The organism is Streptacidiphilus melanogenes (assembly GCF_000787835.1).
Classification (GTDB): domain Bacteria; phylum Actinomycetota; class Actinomycetes; order Streptomycetales; family Streptomycetaceae; genus Streptacidiphilus; species Streptacidiphilus melanogenes.
The window spans coordinates 12933-36514 of sequence record NZ_BBPP01000029.1 but is presented as its reverse complement, the minus strand read 5'-3'; the positions used below and the strand labels follow the sequence as shown (position 1 = coordinate 36514).

At 70.4% G+C, this 23582-nt stretch carries 21 protein-coding genes; 16 read left to right on the top strand and 5 right to left on the bottom strand.

Translation table 11 applies throughout. The features are described 5' to 3' along the window. Positions 1–105: 105 nt before the first annotated feature. The 6 genes from nrdR to TR49_RS26445 all read left to right on the top strand — a co-directional run bounded on the left by nrdR (position 106) and on the right by TR49_RS26445 (position 5677). Positions 106–588 (top strand): transcriptional regulator NrdR, encoded by a 483-nt coding sequence (gene nrdR / locus TR49_RS26470; RefSeq protein WP_042386189.1) that lies wholly within the window; start codon positions 106–108, stop codon positions 586–588. A gap of 142 nt (positions 589–730) precedes the next feature. Continuing rightward, positions 731–3622: a vitamin B12-dependent ribonucleotide reductase gene (locus tag TR49_RS26465; protein WP_042386186.1), complete on the top strand. Its 2892-nt coding sequence runs from the start codon at positions 731–733 to the stop codon at positions 3620–3622. A gap of 129 nt (positions 3623–3751) precedes the next feature. Beyond that, complete coding sequence (locus TR49_RS46455) at positions 3752–3874, top strand: hypothetical protein (protein ID WP_268874119.1); 123 nt, start codon at positions 3752–3754, stop codon at positions 3872–3874. 130 nt (positions 3875–4004) lie between these two features. Then, on the top strand, positions 4005–4670 hold the full coding sequence (locus TR49_RS26455; protein WP_042386183.1) for a hypothetical protein: 666 nt from the start codon (positions 4005–4007) through the stop codon (positions 4668–4670). A 43-nt stretch (positions 4671–4713) separates the two neighbouring features. Continuing rightward, complete coding sequence (locus TR49_RS26450; protein ID WP_042386182.1) at positions 4714–5346, top strand: histidine phosphatase family protein; 633 nt, start codon at positions 4714–4716, stop codon at positions 5344–5346. A 31-nt stretch (positions 5347–5377) separates the two neighbouring features. Then, positions 5378–5677, top strand: coding sequence for a YciI family protein (locus TR49_RS26445; RefSeq protein ID WP_042386181.1), 300 nt, complete (start codon positions 5378–5380; stop codon positions 5675–5677). Here TR49_RS26445 and dapA read toward each other — a convergent pair. After that, the gene (dapA, locus tag TR49_RS26440) at positions 5653–6561 is read right to left on the bottom strand and encodes a 4-hydroxy-tetrahydrodipicolinate synthase (protein ID WP_042386180.1); all 909 of its coding nucleotides are present in this window, start codon (positions 6559–6561) and stop codon (positions 5653–5655) included. The genes TR49_RS26445 and dapA overlap by 25 nt on opposite strands. A 108-nt stretch (positions 6562–6669) precedes the next feature. Beyond that, positions 6670–8187, bottom strand: a complete 1518-nt coding sequence (locus TR49_RS26435; RefSeq protein ID WP_042386178.1) for an MFS transporter — start codon at positions 8185–8187, stop codon at positions 6670–6672. 162 nt (positions 8188–8349) lie between these two features. Here TR49_RS26435 and TR49_RS26430 point away from each other — a divergent pair, with 162 nt between their 5' ends. The 3 genes from TR49_RS26430 (at position 8350) to TR49_RS47070 (ending at position 10547) form a co-directional block, all read left to right on the top strand. After that, positions 8350–8976, top strand: coding sequence for a TetR/AcrR family transcriptional regulator (locus TR49_RS26430; protein WP_052434655.1), 627 nt, complete (start codon positions 8350–8352; stop codon positions 8974–8976). Positions 8977–9040: 64 nt separating this feature from the next. Continuing rightward, on the top strand, positions 9041–9724 hold the full coding sequence (gene rnhB, locus TR49_RS26425; protein WP_042386175.1) for a ribonuclease HII: 684 nt from the start codon (positions 9041–9043) through the stop codon (positions 9722–9724). 214 nt (positions 9725–9938) lie between these two features. Beyond that, a complete protein-coding gene (locus TR49_RS47070; RefSeq protein ID WP_439654131.1) occupies positions 9939–10547 on the top strand; it encodes a hypothetical protein in 609 nt (202 codons plus the stop codon). A gap of 102 nt (positions 10548–10649) precedes the next feature. Here TR49_RS47070 and TR49_RS26415 read toward each other — a convergent pair whose 3' ends face one another. Both TR49_RS26415 and TR49_RS26410 read right to left on the bottom strand, forming a co-directional pair. Next, positions 10650–11180 carry a hypothetical protein gene (locus TR49_RS26415; RefSeq protein ID WP_052434653.1) on the bottom strand — a complete coding sequence of 177 codons (531 nt, stop codon included), beginning with the start codon at positions 11178–11180 and terminating at the stop codon, positions 10650–10652. A 360-nt stretch (positions 11181–11540) separates the two neighbouring features. Further along, complete coding sequence (locus TR49_RS26410; protein WP_042386172.1) at positions 11541–13751, bottom strand: RecQ family ATP-dependent DNA helicase; 2211 nt, start codon at positions 13749–13751, stop codon at positions 11541–11543. A 182-nt stretch (positions 13752–13933) separates the two neighbouring features. On the opposite strand from TR49_RS26410, the gene TR49_RS26405 reads away from it, so the two are divergent. From TR49_RS26405 to TR49_RS26375, 7 genes are all read left to right on the top strand, one after another. Beyond that, entirely contained in the window at positions 13934–15133 is a 1200-nt protein-coding gene (locus TR49_RS26405) for a DUF4192 domain-containing protein (protein WP_052434652.1), read from the top strand. A 42-nt stretch (positions 15134–15175) separates the two neighbouring features. Then, the gene (locus TR49_RS26400) at positions 15176–15922 is read left to right on the top strand and encodes an NUDIX hydrolase (protein WP_042386259.1); all 747 of its coding nucleotides are present in this window, start codon (positions 15176–15178) and stop codon (positions 15920–15922) included. Positions 15923–16032: 110 nt separating this feature from the next. Beyond that, complete coding sequence (locus tag TR49_RS26395) at positions 16033–17175, top strand: ATP-binding cassette domain-containing protein (protein ID WP_052434651.1); 1143 nt, start codon at positions 16033–16035, stop codon at positions 17173–17175. Between the two features lie 293 nt (positions 17176–17468). Beyond that, on the top strand, positions 17469–18275 hold the full coding sequence (locus tag TR49_RS26390) for a hypothetical protein (protein ID WP_042386170.1): 807 nt from the start codon (positions 17469–17471) through the stop codon (positions 18273–18275). A 316-nt stretch (positions 18276–18591) separates the two neighbouring features. Beyond that, a complete protein-coding gene (locus TR49_RS26385) occupies positions 18592–19443 on the top strand; it encodes a FadR/GntR family transcriptional regulator (protein ID WP_439654129.1) in 852 nt (283 codons plus the stop codon). Between the two features lie 402 nt (positions 19444–19845). Continuing rightward, positions 19846–21483: an RNA polymerase sigma factor gene (locus tag TR49_RS26380; RefSeq protein ID WP_084725438.1), complete on the top strand. Its 1638-nt coding sequence runs from the start codon at positions 19846–19848 to the stop codon at positions 21481–21483. Positions 21484–21759: 276 nt separating this feature from the next. Then, positions 21760–22551 carry a S1 family peptidase gene (locus TR49_RS26375; protein WP_052434650.1) on the top strand — a complete coding sequence of 264 codons (792 nt, stop codon included), beginning with the start codon at positions 21760–21762 and terminating at the stop codon, positions 22549–22551. Between the two features lie 273 nt (positions 22552–22824). On the opposite strand, the gene TR49_RS26370 is transcribed toward TR49_RS26375, so the two are convergent. Further along, the gene (locus tag TR49_RS26370; RefSeq protein ID WP_042386163.1) at positions 22825–23058 is read right to left on the bottom strand and encodes a DUF7455 domain-containing protein; all 234 of its coding nucleotides are present in this window, start codon (positions 23056–23058) and stop codon (positions 22825–22827) included. Positions 23059–23582: the final 524 nt, after the last annotated feature.

Below are 23582 nucleotides of genomic sequence, written 5' to 3'. Positions count from 1 at the left end.
ATGGTGCGTGACACACCAGATCTAGTGGTTAGATAGGGGACCGCAGCCCACAGATTGTGGTCTGCCGCGGAGCGAGCACAGCCACAGTCAGGAGGGGAGCGGGACGTGCACTGCCCCTTCTGCCGTCACGCGGACAGCCGAGTCGTGGACTCCCGTACCACCGACGACGGCAGCTCGATCCGACGCAGGCGCCAGTGCCCCGACTGCAACCGCCGGTTCACGACGGTGGAGACCGCCGCCTTGATGGTGGTGAAGCGCAGCGGGGTCACCGAGCCCTTCAGTCGCGACAAGGTGATCAACGGGGTCCGCAAGGCCTGCCAGGGCAGGCCCGTCACCGAGGACGCCCTCGCGCTGCTGGGCCAGCGGGTCGAGGAGGCGGTCCGCTCCACCGGGAGCGCCGAGCTGTCGGCCCACGACGTCGGTCTGGCCATACTGGGCCCGCTCAAGGAGCTGGACGTCGTGGCCTACCTCCGGTTCGCCTCGGTGTACCGGGCCTACGACTCGCTCGAAGACTTCGAGGACGCCATCGCCGAGCTCCGCACCGAGCTCCCCGGCGAGCGGCCCCCCGTGCCCGCGCCCACGCCCTGAACCCTCGGCACGTTCCAGGGTGCGCGCGGCACCTTCTCAGCACTTCTTCTCTCAACGCGGTGCTGATCAGCAAGACACGAACCAGCAGGCGACCCCGGGAAGCAGCGGGGCGCTCAGGGCGTTTGCCCAGGAGGAGGCGGCAATGACAGACACCACGAGCGGCTCCCGCGCCGGCCGGAACGGAGCGGCCAAGGGCAAGGCCGACGCCAAGGCCAAGGCGGGCGCCGGGCTGACGGTCGAGCGCATCTTCACCACCCCGGGCATCCACCCCTATGACGGCGTGACCTGGGAGCGTCGTGACGTCGTCATGACCAACTGGCGCGACGGCTCGATCAACTTCGAGCAGCGCGGCGTCGAGTTCCCCGACTTCTGGTCGGTGAACGCGGTCAACATCGTCACCAGCAAGTACTTCCGCGGCGCGGTCGGCACCCCGCAGCGCGAGTGGAGCCTGAAGCAGATCATCGACCGCGTGGTGAAGACCTACCGCGCCGCCGGTGAGAAGAACGGTTACTTCGCCACCGCCGCCGACGCCGAGGTGTTCGAGCACGAGCTGACCTACGCCCTCCTCCACCAGGTCTTCTCGTTCAACTCGCCGGTCTGGTTCAACGTCGGCACCACTCAGCCCCAGCAGGTCAGCGCCTGCTTCATCCTGGCCGTCGACGACTCCATGGAGTCGATCCTCGACTGGTACAAGGAAGAGGGCATGATCTTCAAGGGCGGCTCCGGTGCCGGCCTGAACCTCTCCCGCATCCGCTCCTCCAAGGAACTGCTCTCCTCCGGCGGCAACGCCTCCGGCCCGGTCTCCTTCATGCGCGGCGCCGACGCCTCCGCCGGCACCATCAAGTCCGGTGGCGCCACCCGGCGTGCGGCCAAGATGGTCGTGCTCGACGTGGACCACCCTGACGTCGAGGCCTTCATCGAGACCAAGGTGAAGGAGGAGGAGAAGATCCGCGCCCTGCGCGACGCGGGCTTCGACATGGACCTGGGCGGCGACGACATCACGTCGGTGCAGTACCAGAACGCCAACAACTCCGTGCGCGTCTCGGACGAGTTCATGCAGGCCGTGGAGAAGGGCGACCAGTTCGGTCTGCGTGCCCGCATGAGCGGCGAGGTCATCGAGACCGTCGACGCCAAGGGCCTGTTCCGCAAGATGGCCGAGGCCGCCTGGGCCTGCGCCGACCCGGGCATCCAGTACGACTCGACGATCAACCACTGGCACACCTGCCCCGAGTCCGGCCGCATCAACGCGTCCAACCCCTGCTCGGAGTACATGCACCTGGACAACTCCAGCTGCAACCTCGCCTCGCTGAACCTGATGAAGTTCCTCCGCGACGACGACTCCTTCGACGCGGTGACCTTCGCCAAGGTCGTCGAGCTGGTCATCACCGCGATGGACATCTCCATCTGCTTCGCCGACTTCCCGACCGAGAAGATCGGCGAGACCACCCGCGCCTTCCGCCAGCTGGGCATCGGCTACGCCAACCTCGGCGCCCTGCTGATGGCCACCGGCCACGCCTACGACTCCGAGGGTGGCCGCGCGCTCGCCGGAGCCATCAGCTCGCTGATGACCGGTACCGCCTACAAGCGCTCCGCCGAGCTGGCCGGCATCGTCGGCCCGTACGACGGCTACGCCCGCAACGCCGAGCCGCACCAGCGGGTCATGCGCCAGCACGCCGAGGCCAACGACGTCGCCAAGCGCATGGACGACCTGGACACCCCGGTGTGGGCCGCGGCCACCGAGGCCTGGCAGGACGTCGTCCGGATCGGTGCGCAGAACGGTTTCCGAAACGCCCAGGCCTCTGTGCTGGCCCCGACCGGCACCATCGGCCTGATGATGGACTGCGACACCACCGGGGTCGAGCCCGACCTGGCGCTGGTCAAGTTCAAGAAGCTGGTCGGCGGCGGCTCGATGCAGATCGTCAACGGCACGGTCCCGCGCGCGCTGAAGCGCCTCGGCTACCAGGACGAGCAGGTCGAGGCGATCGTCGCCTTCATCGGCGAGCACGGCAACGTGGTCGACGCCCCGGGTCTGAGGCCCGAGCACTACGAGGTCTTCGACTGCGCCATGGGCGAGCGCTCCATCTCCCCGATGGGCCACGTCCGCATGATGTCCGCGATCCAGCCCTGGATCTCCGGTGCCATCTCCAAGACCGTCAACATGCCGGAGAGCGCGACCATCGAGGAGGTCGAGGAGATCTACTTCGAGGCCTGGAAGCTCGGCGTCAAGGCGCTCGCGATCTACCGCGACAACTGCAAGGTCGGTCAGCCGCTGTCGGCCAAGAAGAAGGCGTCGACGGAGAGCAAGGCCGTGGAGCCCGCGGCCGCTTCGGCTCCGGCCCCGGTGACCGAGAAGGTCGTCGAGTACCGTCCGGTCCGCAAGCGCCTGCCCAAGGGTCGTCCCGGCATCACCACCTCCTTCACGGTGGGCGGCGCCGAGGGCTACATGACCGCCAACTCCTACCCGGACGACGGCCTCGGCGAGGTCTTCCTGAAGATGTCCAAGCAGGGTTCGACCCTCGCGGGCATGATGGACGCCTTCTCCATCGCCGTCTCGGTGGGCCTGCAGTACGGCGTGCCGCTGGAGACGTACGTCTCGAAGTTCACCAACATGCGCTTCGAGCCGGCCGGTCTGACCGACGACCCGGACGTGCGGATGGCGCAGTCGATCGTCGACTACATCTTCCGCCGCCTGGCGCTGGACTTCCTGCCCTTCGAGACCCGCTCCGCGCTCGGCATCCACTCCGTCGAGGAGCGTCAGCGTCACCTGGAGACCGGCTCCTACGAGCCGACCGACGAGGAGGACGTCGACGTCGAGGGCCTGGCCCAGTCCGCTCCGCGCGCCTCGGCCCCGGTGGTCATCCAGACCACCCCGGTCGCCGCGGCTCCGGCCCCGCACAACACCGCGGAGCTGCTGGAGATCCAGCAGGGCGTCAACTCCGATGCCCCGCTCTGCTTCTCCTGCGGCACCAAGATGCGCCGCGCCGGCAGCTGCTACGTCTGCGAGGGCTGCGGCTCGACCAGCGGCTGCAGCTGATTCCGGGTAGACCGGCGGGTCATGCCTGACCAGAGGGGCGTCAACGTCGAGTTGGCGCCCCTCTCGCCGTTCCGTGGCGCGGGCGCAAGTGCGTTGCCGCGAATCAACGCGGGTCACCAGGGTGCGCCCGTGAGTCAGGACCAGCACGGGGCGGGCGACGAGCTCCGGGACGAGTTGGCAGGCACCCGCGGACTCGTGGTGGCGGGCCTGGCCCGGTGTCGGATGGCCGGGCCGTGGACCCTCGTGTCCTGACGGACGGGCTCCAGCCGCTCCCGAATGCGGTCACCGAGCAGGCCGCCGTCCTCGACCAGGGCTGAGCATCGGCCGAAGTCCATCACCGAAGGCACGCCCCTCGGTACCCGACGACAGGAGAGCACCGAAGATGACCGGCGTCCACGATCCAGGCACACACCCCGGGCCGGTCACGGCTGACGATCTCGCGCTCGGGGTCGGGCTCGCGGTGGCGATGCTGCGGCAGCCTGCCGCGCTCGCCGCCGACTGGCGCAGTGCGGCGGGACCCCTCAGCTGGGACTGCTGGGAGACGGCGGAGCACCTGGCCGACGACCTGTTCGCATATGCCGCGGAGCTCGGCTCTCCGGTGCCGGGCGACGAGGCAGCTTCGCCGGTCCCGTTCGTCGTGGTGCGGCAGGCGCCGGGGAAGCCCAGGAGCGTGGTCTTCGCCGAGCGTGAGGCGGGGCCCGAGGGGCTCGTCCGGGTGCTGGAGGCATGCGGGGCCCTGCTGGTCGCCATGGTGCGCACGGCCGCTCCCGAGGCCAGGGCGTTCCATATCTTCGGCGCCGCCGACGCCGAAGGTTCGGCGGCCATGGGGCTGGTCGAGACCCTGGTCCACGCTGATGACCTGGCCCGGGGCCTGGGGCTGGACTGGGAGCCGCCGACGCAGTTGTGCGAGCGCGTGCTGCACCGGCTCTTCCCTGACGCACCCGGTGGTTTCGACCCGTGGGAGACGCTGCTGTGGGCCACGGGGCGCGGCGAGCTGCCGGGCTTGGCCCGGCTTGGGCAGTGGCGTTGGGACAGCTCGGTGCGGTGAGACGGCAAGGCTCCTCGGTGCCGCCTGGGTTACGGTGGCCGGTATGGCGCGGCCGAGGCGAATTGTCCTGATCCGACATGGTGAGTCGGAAGGGAACGTGGACGAGACGATCTACGAGCGTGTCCCCGACCATGCCCTCACCCTGACCGCACGCGGGCGCGAGCAGGCCAGAGCTGCGGGCGTCGAGCTCCGCGGGCTGTTCGGCGTGGAGCGGGTGCAGGTCTACGTCTCCCCCTACACCCGGACCTGGCAGACGCTCGAACTGCTTGATCTGGAGTCCGCCCGAATACGGGTGATGGAGGAGCCGCGGCTCCGTGAGCAGGACTGGGGAAACCTGCAGGACGTCGAGGACATTCGTAGACAGCGCAAGCTGCGGGACGAGTACGGCCACTTCTACTACCGGTTCACGCAGGGGGAGTCCGGCGCCGACGCCTACGACCGGGTCGGTGCCTTCTTCGAGACCCTGCACCGCAATTTCCAGCGGGCCGACTATCCCCCGAACGTGCTGCTGGTCGGCCACGGGTTGCTGATGCGCTTGTTCTGCATGCGGTGGTTCCACTGGAGCGTGGACGAGTTCGAGGCGCTCTCCAATCCCGACAACGGGGAGATGAGGACCCTCAACCTCGGTCCGGACGGGCGCTATACGCTTGATCGTCCGTTCGACCGTTGGACCTGATCGCTCGGTCCACCTGGGCAAGGAGCCTCACGTGTTCGTCGTCACCCTCTCGTACACCGCGCCGATCGAGCAGGTGGACGCGCTGCTGCTGGAGCACCGTGCCTGGCTGGACGAGCAGTACGCCAAGGGCGTCCTGCTCGCCTCGGGTGCGAAGGTGCCGCGCACCGGCGGCGTGCTGCTGGCAGGCGGCCTGGACCGGGCCGCACTGGACCGGGTGCTTGCCGAGGACCCCTTCGCCAAGGGTGGGGTCGCCCAGTACGACGTGGTGGAGTTCACCGCGACCAAGACGGCGGAGTGCCTGGCCGACTACCGCGAGCAGCCGGCGTCCTGAAGCGCCGTGCGGAGCCGGTCGAGCAGCGGCTGGTCGGCGTCGACGAGCGGCAGCCGGACCGGGCCCGCATGCAGCCCGGAGTCGTTGAGCAACGCCTTGGCGGTGACGGTGCCTGGCGCGTCGTCCATCATCGCCTGCACCAGCGGAAGCAGTTGCTGGTGCAGGCGCAGCGCCTCGGCGTTGTCCCCCCTCGCGTGGGCGTCGAGCACGTCGCGTGTCCTTGCGGGGGCGACGTTGGCGACGGTGCTGACCACGCCGACGGCGCCGATCGCGAGCAACGGCAGGTTCAGTTCGTCCGCACCGCAGTAGTAGTGCAGGCCCGTGGCGGCGATGACGCGTGCAGCCCCGGCGAGGTCGTAGCTGACGTCCTTGACTCCCACGATGCGTGGGTGCTCGGCCAGATCGTGCAGGGTCTCGGCCGAGAGCCGGGTCCCGGTGCGGTGCGGAATGTCGTAGAGCATCACCGGGAGTGAGACCGCGTCGGCGACGGCGCGCAGGTGGCGTCTCACGCCCTCCTGCTGGGGACGGCTGTAGTACGGCGTCACCACCAGCAGGCCGTCTGCGCCCGCACGCTCCGCTGCGCGGGCCGACCCGGTCGTGTGGGCGGTGTCGCTGCTGCCCACCCCGGCGATGATCCGGGCTCGTCCGCCGACGGCCTCGACGACGGCGCGGACGAGGCGCTCCTTCTCGTCGTCGGAGGTCGTCGGGGACTCGCCCGTGGTGCCGCTCAGGACCAGGCCGTCGCAGCCGGAATCGACCAGGTGGACGGCGAGTTTCTGCGCTCCGTCGGCGTCGAGGGATCCGTCGTGCCGGAACGGGGTGACCATGGCGGCCAGGCAGCGGCCCAAGGGGAGGTCGCCGCCCCCGGAGTGGATGTCGTTCATGCACTCCAGCCTGGGCGGCGACTGCCGTGAAGCACCAGCGATGATTGCTGCACGAGACCGTTCACGCCTGCTAATGAATGCGCCTCTGGGCGTCGAGCCGGAGTGGCCTCAGGCGGATGTGGCGTGCGGCGGATCCGAGGAGGCCGATGGGTCGGCCGACGGTGCGGGCGGCGCGGAGGCTCCCAGATTCTGTGGCGGCTTCATCACGAACAGGGCCATCAACAGGGCGATGCCGGTGAAGACCAGGGCCATCTGGAACGCCGTGGTCATGCCGTGCACGAAGATCTGGTTGGGATCATGACGGGGGTAGATCGCCTTGGCCTCGTTGCGTTGGGCTGTGGCGAACACCGTCACCAGGATGGCCAGCCCGAGGGAGCCGCCGACCTGCTGGGTGGTGTTGAGCAGTCCGGTGGCCGAGCCGGTCTCGTGCGGCGCCACGCCCGAGACGGCGGTGAGCATGACCGGGACGAAGATGAAGCCCATGCCGAGACCGAAGATCATCGTGGGGCCGAGGACGCCGCCGATGTAGCTGCTGTGCACGTCCAGCTGGGTGATCCAGTAGGCCCCCGCGTTGACGAGCACGGTGCCGAGGATCATGAACGGCTTCGCTCCGAAGCGCGTCTGCAACCGTGCGGAGATCTGGGCGGCCAGGATGATCGACAGGCTCATCGGCAGGAACCCGAGCCCGGCCCGGATCGGGCTGAATCCCAGGACGTCCTGGATGAACTGGGTCATGAAGAAGAAGATCCCGAACATTGCGGCGGCCAGGCAGAGCATCAGCACGTAGGCGCCCGAACGGTTTCTGTTGCGGAACATGTGCAAGGGGGTGATCGGCTGCTCGGTCCGCGACTCGATCAGCAGGAAGGCGGCCAGCAGCACGACGGCTGCCGCGAAGGAGGCCAGCGTCCAGGTGTCGGTCCATCCCTTGTCGGCTGCGCGGATGAAGCCGTACACCAGGCTGACCATGCCAAGGGTCGAGGTCAGTGCGCCTGGCAGGTCGAAGCGCCCCGGGTGGCGTTCGGAGTCGTTGATGTACAGGGGGGCGAGTGCGGCAAGCGCCAAGCCGATCGGCACATTGACGAACAGCACCCAGCGCCAGGAGAGCCAGGATGTGAGCATGCCGCCGAGCAGCAGCCCGATCGCGCCACCCGCGCCGGCCACGGCCGAGTAGACGCCGAAGGCCCGGTTGCGTTCGGGGCCTTCCTTGAAGTTGGTGGCGATCAGTGCGAAGGCGGTCGGTGAGGCGATGGCGCCGCCGATCCCCTGGAGGGCACGCGCGGCCAGCAACATCCAGGACGCGGTGGCCAGTCCGCCCAGCAGGGAGGCACAGCTGAATATCAGCACGCCCGTGATCAGTGTCGGTCTGCGCCCGAGGATGTCGCCGATGCGGCCACCCAGGAGCAGCAGGCCGCCGAAGGTCAGTGTGTAGGCGTTGAGCACCCACGACAGGCTGGTCGGGGTGAAGTGCAGAGCCGTCGAGATGTGCGGTAGCGCGATGTTGACGATGGTGATGTCCAGCACGACCATCAGCTGCGTGGTCGCGATGACCGCCAGGGAGATCCCCGGATGCTGACCACGGCTGGCCTGGGCCGGAACGCTGCGGGTGAGGGTCTTCGAAGTGGCCACGGGTCCCCCTGGGATGTACGCCACGGTGGCTGGGAAAGGAAGGGCTTGGAATGAACGGATGCGTTCACTAACCTCGACACTAGACCCGGACAAATACGGACACAACCCTCTATCTAGCCCGCCGCCCGGTCAGGCGGCGCCATGTTCGGGGGTGATCAGGCAATGCGCAGGACGACGTATCCCGTCGTGGTCCGGCGTCGTGGTCCGGCGCTGGAACGGGCGATCTTCGAGGCCACCCTCGAGCAGTTGATCGTCACCGGCTACGCCCGGCTCAGCATGGAGGCGGTGGCGGCCGCCGCCCAGACCGGGAAGGCATCCCTCTATCGACGCTGGGGCAGCAAGGAGCAACTCGTGCTCGACGCCCTGAGCGCCAGCCTGCCGCCGGCTCCGGAGCCTCCGGGCACCGGAAGCCTGCGCGCCGACCTTCTCGCCGTCATCGGGGCCCTACGTGCGGCGATGGCCTCCCGCACGGGTTGCGCCGCCCGGGCCGTGATCAGCGAGCTCGACCACGAGCGGGCCGCCGCCTTCATCGGCCTGGTGCACCGGCAGATCCTCGACCCCGCGCATCTCGTTCTGCTCCAGGTGGTCGAGGCGGCGGTGGAACGCGGCGAGGCGAGCCTGGAGGTGGCGACGCCGACGGTGCTGGACATCGTGCCCGCGATGATGATGTACCGCGCCAAGACCCAGCCGGGCGGCTTCACCGAGGAGGACGCGCAGGCCCTCGTCGACCAGGTGTTGCTCCCGGTCCTCCTGCGTCCCGCGTCGTCGGCTCGGGGTGACCGCGGCTGATCGGAGCCGACCGGGTGCGAGGACGGGGGCGTTCGGGCCTCGGCCGGGCCGTTAGGCTGAGTGCATGCCCGTCGATCCGCCCTCCCATTCCGTCGAGCGCTCCCTGCGCCGGGCCGGCGCCCGGCTGGTCGCCGGTGTCGACGAGGTGGGCCGCGGAGCCTGGGCAGGTCCGGTCACCGTCTGTGCCGCGATCACCGGCCTGCGCAAGCCACCCGCCGGGCTCACCGACTCCAAGCTGCTCACCCAGCGGCGGCGTGAGGAGCTCGAGCCGGTGCTGGCCGACTGGGTCCACGCCTTCGCCCTTGGGCATGCCAGCCCGGGAGAGTGCGACGAACTCGGCATGACCGCCGCTCTGAGGCTTGCTGCCGTGCGCGCCCTGGAGGCGTTGCCGGAGCAGCCTGACGCGGTCATCCTGGACGGCAAGCACGACTACCTGGGCGGCCCGTGGCGGGTCCGGACCGTGATCAAGGGCGACCAGTCCTGTGTCGCCGTCGCGGCGGCCTCGGTGATCGCCAAGGTGCGCCGCGACGCAATGATGGCGGAACTGGGGGAGCAGTACCCCGACTTCGCCTTCGCCGACAACGCCGGCTATCCCTCACCGGTGCACCGCGCCGCGCTCGAGCGGCTCGGGCCCACGGGACATCACCGCCTCTCCTGGGCCTACCTGGACGAGCTGCCGGAGTGGCGGCATCTGCGCGTGTACCGCGAGCCCGTCGACGCGGGCGAGCAGCTGTCGCTGGGTTTCTGACGGCGCGTCGCAGAGCGGTGGCGACTGTTCCGGTATCCGTCTTCGATGTCCTGAAAGCGACCGGTGACGGGCTTTCAGGAGGCTGCCGGATGCATGTTCGGCCATCGTCCGGCGCAACGGGCGATCCCCCCTATCGGCTGCTCAAAGGCAACGAGTAAGCTCTGGGGCGCTGTCCGGCGCCGTCGAGCGCGTCGCCAGAAATCGTGCCGAGGAGCTGGAGATCCACAAGACCGACTCGGGCCAGGGCGTTCCATCCACCGACGAGACGGACCCGGTAGCCCGCACCGCCGCGACCACAGTCCCTTCCCCGACCAGTGTGGCCGCCACGCCGCGACCCGGGCCCCGGCCCGGACCGCCGGCCCGGCGTCCCGTCCCCGGCCCTCCGGCTGGTCCCACGCGCACCCCCAAGCCGGGCGCCCAGGCCCGTCGGGGTGCTGACTCGTTGCCCACCCTGCCCGAACTGCAGCTGCTCCCGGCCCTGCCGGAGGCCGCGCTGGACCGGGCTGACGAGGCAGTCGACCTGCTGCTCGACACGGGACGGGCTCCGGGTCAGATCCTGGTGCTCACCACCGCCGAGCCGCACCCCTGGCAGCAGCATGAGCAGAGCTTCGGGGCCGAGCGCTACTGGGCACAGTTCGAGGCGGGGGACGACGTGTTCTACGCCGCCGCCGCGGACTGCCGACCGGCGCGCCGTGAGGTCGTGGTGCTCGCCGTGAACGGTGGCGACACCGGCGTCGTGCAGGACGCACTCGCGGTGGCGCTGGCCCGCGCCGGCTCGTTGCTGATCGTCTGTGGCGAGACCCCGCTGCCCGTCCAGCGGTAGCTGTCGGCCGGGGCGCCTCTTCGCAGGCGCCCGGCAGGGGGCGGGAGCACGACACGAGGCGTGCTCCCGGACCTGGCGCTGTTCAGGCCCGGCGCGACGAGCTCACTGCGCGGCCATCTGCGCGACCGGCGCGGCGGGCAGCAGTGCGGCCCGCGGTCGGCTCTCCGTGGACGCGGTCAGCGCCGGGAGGTGTTCTCTGCTGGGCAGCTCCCGGACGGTGCTCACCGTCCGCCGAGCCCAGGAGCCGGCCTGGGGGCTGCGGCCGTGTCGGCTCTCGCCCAGGACCTGCCAGCCGTTCTCGGTCAGAGTGATGTACGCGCCGCAGCGCAGACCGTGCAGAACCGACGCGTCCCGCAGTGCCCACATCCAGGCGCCGTCGAGTTCGGTCCAGTCGGCCGGGGAGTCGCGGCACTGCAGCACGACTGTGCTGTGCATCGGGGAGCGCCGGCGCAGGCCGTGCGGAACGACGTGACGCAGGTGCGCGAGCAGGACGTTGCGCAGGTGCCACCCGTCGGTGATCCGCTCGGGGACCACGAACGAGGCGCCGGCTGCGACGTGTCCGTCGGCGTTCAGCACGCCGAGGACGGTGACCCCGGGGTGGGGGAGATGGATCCGGTGCAGCTCTCCCACCACTGATCGAGGGTCGAGCAGCGTCGGTAGCCCGGCCTCCGTCCAGGTGGTCAGGTCGACCGAGCGTGCTGGAGTCGACGTGTGCGGCTCCCTGGACAACTCGAGGGGATGGCCGATGCTCAAGATCCTCCTTCCCCGTGCCCGAGCGCGGGCACCTCGCACACCAGCCAAGGACGGACCGTCTGGCCGGGATACCTGCCAATTCTCACCGGCTCTGAGCAGACCGGCAACGGTGATCCCGCCGGAAGTGTCCCTGCTTCTGGCGATCCGACAGATAAGTCCCATCGGCGTGCCGTCCCGTCTCCACCGTTCGGCTCTCGGCCGTTCGGCTGTGCCCGCCCTCGGTTGGGCGTCGGCCCGAAGTCAGGAGGACTGCGCGAGCACCAGGGGGAGGACCCCCGAAGCCCCGGCCCTGCGAAGCAGGCGGGCGGCGACTGCGAGGGTCCAGCCGCTGTCGGCGTAGTCGTCGACCAGCAGCACCGGGCCACCGCCCGGGCCCGCCTCACCCTGCGCAGCCAGGGCCGATGCCAACTCGGGTGACAGGACGAAGGCGTCGTGGAGCTGCTGGAGACGCTGGGCGCTGTTGCCGCGCCCGCCGCGGCGCGGATCGGCCCCGGAGGCGTACTCGACCTGGCCCAACAACGGCAGCTTGCCGACTCGGGCGATCCCTGCGGCCAGGCTGCCGATCAGTTCTGGCCTGGTGCGCGAGGCGATGGCCACAACGGCCGAGGGGCGCTGCTCCCAGGCGGAGGGACCTCGGGACCAATCCGCCAGAAGGGTGACGACGCCGTCCAGCACCTGAGGCGGGACGGGGGCGTCGGGCGTCTCCGGAGAGAGCAGGGCACGCAGCCTGGTGCCCCAGCCGATGTCCGAGAGACGCCCCAACGCGCGCCCGGCTGCGGCTTGTTCGCCTGCCGGAATCCGTCCCTTGAGCTGGACGCCGACCGCCGCCATGCCCGTCGGCCACATGCGGCGGGGCTCGATCTCCAGGCCCGGTCGGCCGAGCGCGGCCCGCGCGGCCTCCAGGGTCTCGGCCGTGACCTCCGTGGAGCGGTGCCCGCCGGTGCAGTTGTCGCACCGCCCGCAGGGCGCCGCCTCCGGGTCGTCCAGTTGGCGACGGAGGAACTCCATTCGGCACGAGCCCGCGGACGCGTAGTCGAGCATCGCCTGCTGCTCGGCCGCCCGCGTCTCGTTGACCCGGGCGTATCGGGCCGCGTCGTAGGCCCAGGGCTGCCCCGTGGTCACCCAGCCGCCGCGCACGCGGCGTACCGCGCCGTCGACGTCCAGGACCTTGAGCATGGTCTCCAACCTGGTGCGCCGCAGGTCGACCCGTGCCTCCAGGGCCGGGGTCGAGAGCGGCAGCGGCTCCCCCGCAGGGGAGGTGTGGGCGGCCAGCGCCTCCAGTGTCGTGCGGACCTGCTCCTCCCGGGGAAAGGCGAGGGAGGCGAAGTAACGCCAGATCGCGGAGTCCTCGGCGCCCGGCAGGAGCAGCACCTCCGCGTGTTTGATGCCGCGCCCGGCCCGACCGACCTGCTGGTAGTAGGCGATGGGGGAGTTGGGCGACCCCAGGTGGACCACGAAGCCGAGATCCGGTTTGTCGAATCCCATGCCCAGGGCGGAGGTGGCGACCAGCGCCTTGACCCGGTTGGCGAGCAGATCACTCTCGGCGGCCTGCCGCTCGGCGTCCTCGGTGCGACCCGAGTAGGAGGCCACCTGGTGGCCGCGTTGGCGCAGGAAGGACGTCACTTCCTCGGCAGCCGCCACGGTCAGGGTGTAGATGATGCCGGAGCCGGGGAGCTCGTCCAACCGGTCGGCGAGCCAGGCGAGCCGGTGCGCGGGGTCGCCCAGGTGCATGACTCCGAGGCTCAGGCTCTCGCGGTCCAGCGGGCCGCGCAGGACCAGAGCCTCCTCTCGGGTGCCGGACCCCGCAGCGGGGCCGGCGTGGGTGCCGAGCTGTTCGGCGACGTCGGCGGTGACCCTCGCGTTGGCCGTGGCCGTCGTGGCCAGGACCGGGACACCGGCCGGCAGATCCGCCAGCATGGTGCGCAGCCGGCGGTAGTCGGGGCGGAAATCGTGGCCCCAGTCGGAGATGCAGTGTGCCTCGTCGACCACCAGGAGACCGGTGGCGGCGGCGAGCCGGGGCAGGACCTCGTCCCGGAACTCCGGATTGTTCAGCCGCTCCGGGCTGACCAGAAGGACGTCGACCTCTCCGCCGGCGATCTCGGCGTGGACCGACTCCCACTCCTCGGTGTTGGAGGAGTTGATGGTGCGCGCCGTGATCCCCGCCCGAGCGGCGGACTCGACCTGGTTGCGCATCAGTGCGAGCAACGGCGACACGATGACCGTCGGCCCGGCGCCGGCGGCCCGCAACAGGGCCGTGGCGACGAAGTAGACGGCGGACTTGCCCCAGCCGGTGCGCTGCACCACCAGGGCCCGGCGCCGGTCGACGACGAGCGCCTCGATCGCGCGCCACTGGTCCTCGCGCAGACGGGCGTCGCCGCCGGCGAGCGAGCGCAGTACCGCGTCGGCCTGCGCCCGCACGGCGGTGCGGTCCTGGAGCTGGGTGTCATCCATGCGGTCATTGATAGTCGGCCGGGCCGACAAAGGCGAACCCGTCACGTCAAGCCTGTGGAGAAACGATTCGCTCACCCCGAAGCCCACTCGATCGGGTGGCAGGGTTTTCCACACCCCCGGTTTGTCCACAGATCCGGGGTCGGCTGGGTGCGCGAACTCCTGCGGCTCGCCACGCTCGCCGCATGAACGAAGACAGCACCCCGCCGCCGGCGTCGCCGCAACCCCCGTCGAACGAACCGGTCCCGGCCTTCTCCGCCTTCGAGAAGCCCGTGGTCCGGATGAAGAGCCCGGCCGACATGGCCGACGCCCTTCCGTACCTGCTCGGCTTCTATCCGAGCGACAGCGTGGTGGCGCTCGGCCTCCAGGGAACGAGGCGCCGACAGGGCGGCTCCGTCCGGGTCGACATCCCGGCGCCGGCCGCCTGGCCCGCAGCGGCGCAGGAGGTGGTCGGCTTCCTGCTCGCGCTGTCGGAGCAGCGGGACCGTCCCCCGGACGCCGTGATCCTCTACTTCTGCCAGGACCCGAAGCCGGGTGGCAGGGCGCGCGAGGTGGCGGAGCGCCTGCGTCCGCTCGCAGCGCTGCTGGCCGAGGGCTTCAAGGCGGCGGGTGTCCCCGTGCACGAGTCACTGTGCGTGTCCGACGGTCGGTGGTTCTCCTACACCTGCACCGATCCGGCCTGCTGCCCGGAGGAGGGTGCGCTGGTGCGGCCGCCCGGCAGTACCTCGGCGGTCGCCGCGGCTGCGGCCTTCGCCGGGATCCAGGTCCGCGGCAGCCTCCGTGAGCTGCACCGGGAGCTGGAGCCTCTGGCCCCGGAGACAGTGGGGACGCTGCTGCACGCGTTCGAGCGGGAGACGCCTGTCGTGCTGGCCGAGCTCGACCGGGAAGGCGGCCGTGAACGGCTGCGCGAGGCCACGGCAGCTCTGGTCGACGCCGCCGTGCGGCGCTTCGGTCGTGGCGACTGCGAGTTGGACGACCACGACGCGGCGCGGATCGTCCTCGGTCTGCAGGACCGAGTCGCCCGCGACCGTGCGGCCGAGTGGCTGGATCCGCCCGACGTCGCGCACGCGGCCAGGCTCTGGCGGTATCTCGCCCGGCGCTGCGTCGGCCCGTTCGAGGCCCACGCCGCCGCCCCGCTCTCGCTGCTCGGCTGGACTGCCTGGGTGACGAGCGACACGGTCACGGCCAGGGTGGCGCTGGGGCGGGCGCTGGCCGTCGATCCGACCTACACCTTCGCGGGCCTGCTCTACGAGGCGATCAACTGCGGTGCGGTGCCGGACACACTCTGTGCCACTCTGCGCGCCGAACGAGCGGCCCGGTCCCGTCGGTCCGCTCGACGCAGACGGGGCAGGCTGCCGCGTTGCCTGGGCCGATCAAGCGATTAGGTCCCGCTGTTTATCGTCACTGAGACGACTATGATGCGGCGCATGTCGCGTTACGATCCGTCGGCCTTCCCCCCTTTCGCGGTCACCGTTGACCTGGTGGTCCTGACCGTGCGCGACCATGCTCTGTGCGCATTGATGGTCCGCAGGGGTGAACCGCCTTTCCAGGGCTTCTGGGCGCTGCCCGGCGGCTTCGTCCGACCGGACGAGGGGCTCGTCGAGGCGGCCGCTCGAGAGCTGGCCGAGGAGACCGGCCTGCGCGCCCACGGCGCCCCGGGGCAGGGGCCGGGCGTCGGAGCCCACCTGGAACAGCTGGCCACCTACGGGGCTCCGCAGCGCGATCCGCGGCTCCGCGTGGTGAGCGTGGCCTATCTGGCTCTCGCGCCGGACCTGCCGACCCCCCGGCCCGGCGGTGACGTTCGCAGCGCCCGCTGGGCGCCGGTCGAGGAGCTGCTCGGAAGCAAGGACGACGACGGGATGCTTCTCGCGTTCGACCACAGTGCGATCCTGTCGGACGGCGTCGAGCGGGCCCGGTCCAAGATCGAATACTCGGCGCTGGCCACGGCCTTCTGCCCCGAGGAGTTCACCGTCGGCGAGTTGCGCCGGGTGTACGAGTCCGTCTGGGGCGTGCAGCTGGACCCGCGCAACTTCCACCGGAAGGTCACAGGAACGCCAGGATTCCTGCTCCCCGCGGGCGGTACGACGACCCGTCAGGGCGGCCGACCTGCGCAGCTCTTCCGAGCCGGCGGAGCCACGGTACTGAATCCGCCGATGCTGCGTCCCGAGAGCTGATCCGGACGAAGGCCGAGCGGCTACGCGCCGTACGGGTCAATGCCACGCAAAGTCACTATGTCGGTCTATCGTGCTGGCGTTGGGGGTGATCAGCGCGGAGGTGTCCGACCGTGGCTCAGACTGTCCAGGCCCAGACCCAGACCGACCCGGACGTTCCGGATCGGCAGGTGCGGCAGGTGCACCACCCGTTTCAGGCGATCGGTCTGACCAAGGCGGGCAGACGTGGTCGGGCGGCAGCCCTGCTCGATCTGTCCTTCGACGCACGGGCAGGCCAGGTCACGGCCCTGCTGGGCCCGGAAGGGTCGGGACGCACCACAGCCCTGCGGCTGGCGCTTGGCCTTGAACACGGCCAGGGCACGGCGCTCTTCCACGGGCGCCCCTACCGGCGGCTGTCCCGTCCGGAACGTGAGGTCGGCGTGGTCCTCGGCGAGGCCGACCAGCCCGCAGGGCACCCGGGGCGGCGGGCTCGGGCGCATCTGCGCATGATGGCGGCGGCGGCCGGGGTCGCCGCCCGCCGGGCCGACCAACTACTGGAGCAGACCCGTCTCGGGCCCGCCGCCGAGCACCGGTTGCGCACCTACTCGCCCGGGATGAACCGGCGCCTGCAGCTGGCACAGGCGCTGCTGGGAGATCCGAGCACGCTCCTGCTGGACGAGCCCACAGAGGGTCTGTCGCCCAAGAACGTCGAGTGGTTCCACGCCTTCCTGCGCGCCTTTGCGGCCGGCGGCGGGGCAGTTCTGGTGACTTTGCGCAGCCCGCAGCAGGCGGCGCAGCTCGCCGACCGCGTGGTCACCCTGGAGCTCGGCCGCCTCCTGGCGGACCAGCCTGTGGAGGAGTTCAGCCGGACCCGCCTGCGCGACGAGGTCAGCGTCCGCGGGCCGCAGGTGGCCCGCCTGGCGGATCTGCTGTCGGCGGCCGGGGCCACGGTCCGGCACGAGGGTGGCAACGTGATCTCCGTCGAAGGACTGGCCAGGACCGAGATCGGCGAGCTGGCCTTCCGCCACGGCATCCTGCTCCACGAGCTGGCCGATCGCGTCGTCGAGCACGCCCCCACGCCGGGGCCGCGGCCGCCCGAACCGTCGGGCGCATCGCTGGCCAAGGCCACCGTTGCCCTTGGGCCGGGCGAGACCGTCACCACGCAGGTCATCGTCCCCACGCCGCCCACCCCGGGCACCCATGTCCTGCCGGCTCGCCGCGCCGCCAGGGTTCTGCATCCGCTCTTCTTCGGCGAGGACCTCGACGAGGACGACTGAGCGAAGCAGGAGCCCGTGATCCCGGTCGAGCGCGAGCCCCAGGGAGGGGCGGCACCCGGCCGGGCCGCTCCGACGGGAGGCCCGCTGTCCGGGCCACGGACTCCAGGGCAGCGTCACCGGTCCCGCCACGGCCTTCGGCGTCCGGCGGTTCAACACCGTGAACTCACGAGAGACGCGGCGGTGGGCCGAAGCGCTGGGAGCAGCACGACAAGGCAACAGCTGCACGGCACCCGGCAGGGCAGCAGCAGAACCACGACCGCGCGCAAGCGCGGGAACACGAGAGCGAGCGACCCGTGCACGCACTGACCTACGAGCGTCGGCGGCTGATCGGCGTGCGTTCCAGTTGGCTGGTTCCTCTCGTGGTGCTGGGCGCCAGTGCCGCGGTGGCGGTGCTGACGCTGGGACAGGGGGCCGTGGCCGGGGCACCGGCGGCCGATCCGCTCAGGGTGCTCACGGCGGGCCTGCCGCTGCTCCCGCTGCCTATCGCCGCCCTGGGGGCGGGCGTGCTCGGGGCGCTCTCCGCCGGACACGAGTTCCGACACCCCGCGCCGCTCGTCCTGCTTCGGCCGCTGCGGCGGCGTCTGGCGCTGCTGCTGGCCAAACTGGTGACCGTCGGTGCCTTCGCCGTGCTGCTCGGGGTGGGGACGCTCGTCGTCGACGCGGTCGTGCTCCACCTCGGCCGTCATGCGGCTGCGGTCCGGCTGGAGACCGCGGCGCTCCACGGCCACGTGCCGACCGCACTGGGGGGCTATCTCGCCTTGGTCGTGGCGGGAGGCTGGATCGGGCTGCTCGGGGCCGTGCTGTTGCGCAGTGCCGCGGCGGGGATGCTCGTGCTGATCACTGTGCCGGTGCTCATCGAGCCGGTCGCCTCCGCGTTGCTCGGCAGCGCGGCCGTGAGCGGCGGCGGCAAGCAGGGCGCGCTGCACTGGCACCGGTTGTTCCCGGTGGACGGTACCCACGCGTGGCTCTACGGCGCACTGTCGGGGCTGCACAGCGGGACCGCCGTCTCCGACGCCGGCCTGGCGGTCGCTGTGGCCGCGCCGGTGCTGGTCCTGCTGCTCGCCTACCTCGTGCTGCTGCCGCGCCGTAGCGCGTTGTGAGGGCCGTGGCCGTCCGGCTCGGGGCGTGGGCTGCGGCTGCCCGGACCTGGGCGTGACGGGGGTCGGACGGGCGTCAACGTGTGTCGGGCCCAGGCGCGGAGGGGGCAGCGCGGGGAGCGTGTCGAGGGGACGTCGAAGCACGAGCGGGCGCACCGGCGCATCAAAGGGGCAATAACAGCCGATATGGCGTCAATTGTGTAGTGATGCGCGATCACCCTTTCGTGTGCTTTTCACGAAATTCCTCAAGGGTGCGCTCGCCATCGCCGACAAAGGAGACGTGAGTACCGTTGCGCACCCCACGATGCCCCCCGCCCAGATGACGTCCACTCAGCTGGACCGCTTTCCCGTCGGCGCCCCGCACAGCTCGGCCCCTGGTGTGTCCCACGCCACGAGCGGTGTTTCGCTGCACTGGGAGAGCGCGGACCCCGAGCTCGGCCGCGTCGGCCGCCGCGCCGCCGGAAGCCGCGGACGCGGACTGCACGGACAGCTGGTCCAGCAGCTCGGTCAAATGATCGTTTCCGGTGATCTCGGAGCCGACCGCCCGCTTGTGCCCGAGGAGATCGGGCAGCGGTTCGAGGTCTCCCGCACCGTCGTCCGCGAGTCCCTGCGCGTGCTCGAGGCCAAGGGCCTCGTCAGCGCCCGTCCCAATGTCGGCACGAGGGTCCGCCCCGTGGCGGACTGGAACCTGCTCGATCCCGACATCATCGAGTGGCGTGCCTTCGGGCCGCAGCGCGACGACCAGCGCCGTGAGCTCTTCGAGCTGCGCTGGGCCATCGAGCCGCTGGCCGCCCGCCTCGCCGCCGGACACGGCCGGGACGAGATCCGGCAGCGCATGCACGACATGACCGAGATCATGGGCCACGCCGCCGCCCAGGGTGATGCGCTCACCTACAGCCGGGCCGACGCCGAGTTCCATATGGTCCTGATGGAGCTCGCCGGCAACAAGATGCTGGAGCACCTCGCCGGGATCGTCGCCTCTGCCCTCCATGTCTCGGGCGGCCCGGTCACCGCCTGCGACCGGCCCTCCGAGCCCTCGGTCGGTCTGCACGTCCGGCTGGTCGACGCTCTGGCCACCGGTGACGGGACCGCCGCGGAGTCCGCCATGCGGGCCCTGCTCACGGTGCACCCGGACGTCGACCCGCTCGTCCCCGGTCCGCGCGAGCACTGAAGACGCGCTGAACCGATCGCAGACGCTGACACCGATCGCAGACCTCGGGGCTGCTCCGCCCCGCACCTTCAGCAGGCCGCCGCTGTCATGAGCCGCCATCGCGCCATGACCGCGGCGGCCTGCTTCGTTCTCCGGCGCTCACCAGGCTGCTCGCGCTACCCGATTCAGGCGACACTCGGAATGAGCCCGGATCTGGCATCGTTGAACGGGGTACACCTCCGTTGGCAAGGGTCTCTCGAACTATGTGACCTGCGCCACGTAAGTAGGGCGTAACGCTTTGCCGTGCGGAGCGATGTGTACGAGGGCGGTGACAGATCCGTACTGATCCGCCAGATCAACAGCATTTGCAGTTTCCAGAGGGCCGCCATGCGGCCGGCCTTCTGTCCACTCACGTCCGAGAGGTTGTTCGTGTCGGCCAGCACATCCCGTTCGCTCCCTCCCGAGATCTCCGAGTCCGCCGCTCTGATGGCGCTCATCGAGCGGGGTAAGGCTCAGGGGCAGATCGCCGGTGATGACGTGCGGCATGCCTTCGAGGTGGACCAGATCCCGGTCACCAAGTGGAAGAACGTCATGCGCAGCCTCAACCAGGTCCTCGATGAGGAGGGTGTGACGCTGATGGTGAGCGCTGCGGAGTCGTCCGCCCCCAAGCGCCCCCGAAAGAGCGTCGCGGCGAAGAGCACTGCCACGAAGACGACGGCCACCAAGCCCGTCGCTCCGCGTCCTGCGGCTGCCGCGAGCACGACCCGTACCGCTGCTCCGCGCGTTGCCGCCGCGGCGCCGGTGACCACCTCGGTCACCGAGACCGTGACGTCGGTCGAGGCGACCCTGGTGGCTGCTCCGTCCGAGGCGGCGAAGAAGGCCGTGGCCAAGAAGGCCGTGGCGAAGAAGGCGGCCCCGGCCGCCAAGAAGACCGCTGCCAAGAAGACCGCCGTCAAGGCTGCTCCTGGCAAGGCCGAGGGTGCCGAGGGCGAGGAGGAGCTGCTCGGCGAGGAGGAGCTGCTCGAGGACCCCGCCGCGACGGCGGCGCCCGAGGGCGCCGAGCCGGCCGAGGGCGAGGAGGAGTCCGAGGGCTTCGTGCTCTCCGACGAGGACGAGGACGACGCTCCGGCGCAGCAGGTCGCCGTGGCCGGCGCCACCGCCGACCCGGTCAAGGACTACCTGAAGCAGATCGGCAAGGTCCCGCTGCTCAACGCGGAGCAGGAGGTCGAGCTCGCCAAGCGCATCGAGGCCGGTCTCTTCGCCGAGGACAAGCTGGCCTCCGAGGACAAGCTGGCGCCGCGCCTGCAGCGTGAGCTGGAGATCATCGCCGAGGACGGGCGCCGCGCCAAGAACCACCTGCTGGAGGCCAACCTCCGTCTGGTGGTCTCGCTGGCCAAGCGCTACACCGGTCGCGGCATGCTCTTCCTGGACCTGATCCAGGAGGGCAACCTCGGTCTGATCCGTGCGGTCGAGAAGTTCGACTACACCAAGGGCTACAAGTTCTCGACCTACGCGACCTGGTGGATCCGGCAGGCGATCACGCGCGCCATGGCCGACCAGGCCCGCACCATCCGCATCCCGGTGCACATGGTCGAGGTCATCAACAAGCTGGCCCGTGTCCAGCGCCAGATGCTCCAGGACCTCGGTCGCGAGCCCACTCCGGAGGAGCTGGCCAAGGAGCTGGACATGACGCCCGAGAAGGTCGTCGAGGTCCAGAAGTACGGCCGCGAGCCCATTTCGCTGCACACGCCGCTCGGCGAGGACGGCGACAGCGAGTTCGGTGACCTCATCGAGGACTCCGAGGCCGTGGTCCCGGCCGACGCGGTGAGCTTCACCCTGCTCCAGGAGCAGCTCCACTCGGTGCTGGACACCCTGAGCGAGCGCGAGGCCGGCGTGGTCTCCATGCGCTTCGGTCTGACCGACGGTCAGCCGAAGACGCTGGACGAGATCGGCAAGGTCTACGGGGTCACCCGTGAGCGCATCCGCCAGATCGAGTCCAAGACCATGTCGAAGCTGCGCCACCCGTCGCGTTCGCAGGTTCTGCGCGACTACCTCGACTGACGAGACCGACAAGGCCCCCGCTCCGCCGTTCTGGCGGGCGGGGGCCTTTCGCTTTTCGGGCGTGGCACTTTTCGGGCGTGGCAACCGGGGGGCCGACGGACCGTCACCCGGGGCACAGATGTGCTCAGGCTGGTTTGTGCGCGGCGACCGGGCACACAGCGTGTCCATGTCGCTACCCTGAGGCGCGACAGGAGTGCGGGTCGCGACGGAAGGATCAGGGTGGGAGCCAGGCTGACAACCCCCGGCAGGCGGACAGGACCTGGGCGCAGGCGGACGATGATGGTGCTGTTCGCGGCACTGCCGGCGGCGTTGGCGGTCCCGGCGACACCGGCGGAGGCGATCGTCGGTGGGGTGGCGGCGAGCACGTCCGACCACCCCTGGATGGTCGCCGTGGCCAGCCGGTCGGTGTATGGCGACTTGCGTTCCGGGCAGTTCTGCGGTGGCACGCTGGTGAGCCCGACCAAGGTGGTGACTGCGGCGCACTGCCTCTATGACGAGACGACCGGACAGCGGGTGGACCGGCCCGACCTCTCCGTGGTCCTGGGGCGCACGGATCTGGCGGGCTCCGCCGGCCGGGAGGTGTCGGTCGTCGACACCTGGGTGGATCCGAACTACGAGCTGTCCACCAACCAGTGGGATGTGGCGGTCCTCACGCTCGCCGAGCCGCAGGATCCGGGCAGCGTTCTGCCGATGGTGAGTCAGGGCGCCACGGCCCCCTATGCGGCGGGGACCGACGCCACCGTCTTCGGCTGGGGCGACCTGCACGGCAACGGGAGTTACCCGACCACGCTGCACGAGGTCCAGGTGCCGATGGTGGCGAACGCCACGTGTTCGGCCGACTACCACTCCGGGCCGTCGGGCACCTTCGACCCGCGCACGATGGCCTGCGCAGGGCAGCAGGCTCTTGGGGGCCGGGATGCCTGCCAGGGGGACAGTGGCGGGCCACTGGTGGTGGCCGGCCGCTTGGTCGGCATCGTGTCCTGGGGGGAGGGGTGTGCCGAGCCGGGCCACCCCGGTGTCTACACCCGCCTCTCGGCGATGGTGAGCGCGGTTCGCGGCCAGCTCTGATCCGGCCAGCTCTGATCCGGCTGGCTCCGAGTCGGTCGGCTCTGAGCCGGTCAGGCTCGGAGAGGCGGATCGGCCGCACGCCCTGCGCAGTGGTGGGCGATCTGACGTGACGAAGGCCACAGGGTCGACCGGCCGATAGAACGACGGTGGGCGGCGAACCTTTCGGTCCGCCGCCCACCGTCTCAGACAGCTCTGTTCGTCAGTTCAGCTCGTCGTCAAGGAGACGCTGAACCCGGGCCTGCGCACTGGGCGTGCCCGCGTGACCACATCAGGTCAGCGCTCGTCCGTCGACGCAGATGCCGGGGTGGCCGTCAGTCGGCCGCTCTCGTCCTGTATCTCAGCGGCGATCTTCTTCAGCTCGGGCTCGAACTTCCGGCCGTGGTGAGCGCAGAAGAGCAGCTCTCCACCGGACACGAGCACGACGCGGAGGTAGGCCTGAGCGCCGCAACGGTCGCAGCGGTCGGCCGCGGTCAGCGGGGTCGCGGGGGTGAGAACGTTAGTAGTCACGTCGCCTCTTCTCTAGCTCGACGAGCTGTCTTACCAGGGTCAACATCCAACCAGGCCGGATTCGTTCCCGCTCGGTCTTTCTTTTTGAGCGGTGCCGGGCCGGGGATGGAGACGGCGGTCTTGGTAGCGATGCTGTCGGTGGTGCTTTGTGCGGTGGTGCGTTGCGATGCGTTGTCGTTGTGGAGGACGTGCCCGGAGCGCGCACGGTTCATGCCTGCCGCCGTTGATGACCGACCTTCACTCGAACGTGTTATCGAACGCTCGTGCGAGGTGCGCGTAGCATAAGCCACGACGAGCGTGAAGCAATAGCCCCAGCCCACGCACCGGTAGCCTGCATCCCGGCAGCATTCCTGCCATGGTGCCTTGGCCCCCGGGTCGGAGGCCAGGGAAGGGGCGCTTGTTCGCAGCCAGCGGAAGTCGGCATGAGTTCCGTCACTCCGAACGCCGAGAACCGCACCGCACCGAGCACGCAAACGAGTAGCCGAAGTACCCGCAGTAGCTGAAGTAGTGGCAGTAACTGAAGT

Excerpts from the sequence above, each read along its gene's own strand:
- TR49_RS26465 (WP_042386186.1), top strand. The coding sequence starts at position 731 with ATGACAGACACCACGAGCGGCTCCCGCGCCGGCCGGAACGGAGCGGCC.
- TR49_RS26455 (WP_042386183.1), top strand. The coding sequence starts at position 4,005 with ATGACCGGCGTCCACGATCCAGGCACACACCCCGGGCCGGTCACGGCT.
- TR49_RS26450 (WP_042386182.1), top strand. The coding sequence starts at position 4,714 with ATGGCGCGGCCGAGGCGAATTGTCCTGATCCGACATGGTGAGTCGGAA.
- dapA (WP_042386180.1), bottom strand. The coding sequence starts at position 6,561 with ATGAACGACATCCACTCCGGGGGCGGCGACCTCCCCTTGGGCCGCTGC.
- TR49_RS26430 (WP_052434655.1), top strand. The coding sequence starts at position 8,350 with ATGCGCAGGACGACGTATCCCGTCGTGGTCCGGCGTCGTGGTCCGGCG.
- rnhB (WP_042386175.1), top strand. The coding sequence starts at position 9,041 with ATGCCCGTCGATCCGCCCTCCCATTCCGTCGAGCGCTCCCTGCGCCGG.
- TR49_RS26410 (WP_042386172.1), bottom strand. The coding sequence starts at position 13,751 with ATGGATGACACCCAGCTCCAGGACCGCACCGCCGTGCGGGCGCAGGCC.
- TR49_RS26405 (WP_052434652.1), top strand. The coding sequence starts at position 13,934 with ATGAACGAAGACAGCACCCCGCCGCCGGCGTCGCCGCAACCCCCGTCG.
- TR49_RS26400 (WP_042386259.1), top strand. The coding sequence starts at position 15,176 with ATGTCGCGTTACGATCCGTCGGCCTTCCCCCCTTTCGCGGTCACCGTT.
- TR49_RS26385 (WP_439654129.1), top strand. The coding sequence starts at position 18,592 with ATGACGTCCACTCAGCTGGACCGCTTTCCCGTCGGCGCCCCGCACAGC.
- TR49_RS26375 (WP_052434650.1), top strand. The coding sequence starts at position 21,760 with ATGATGGTGCTGTTCGCGGCACTGCCGGCGGCGTTGGCGGTCCCGGCG.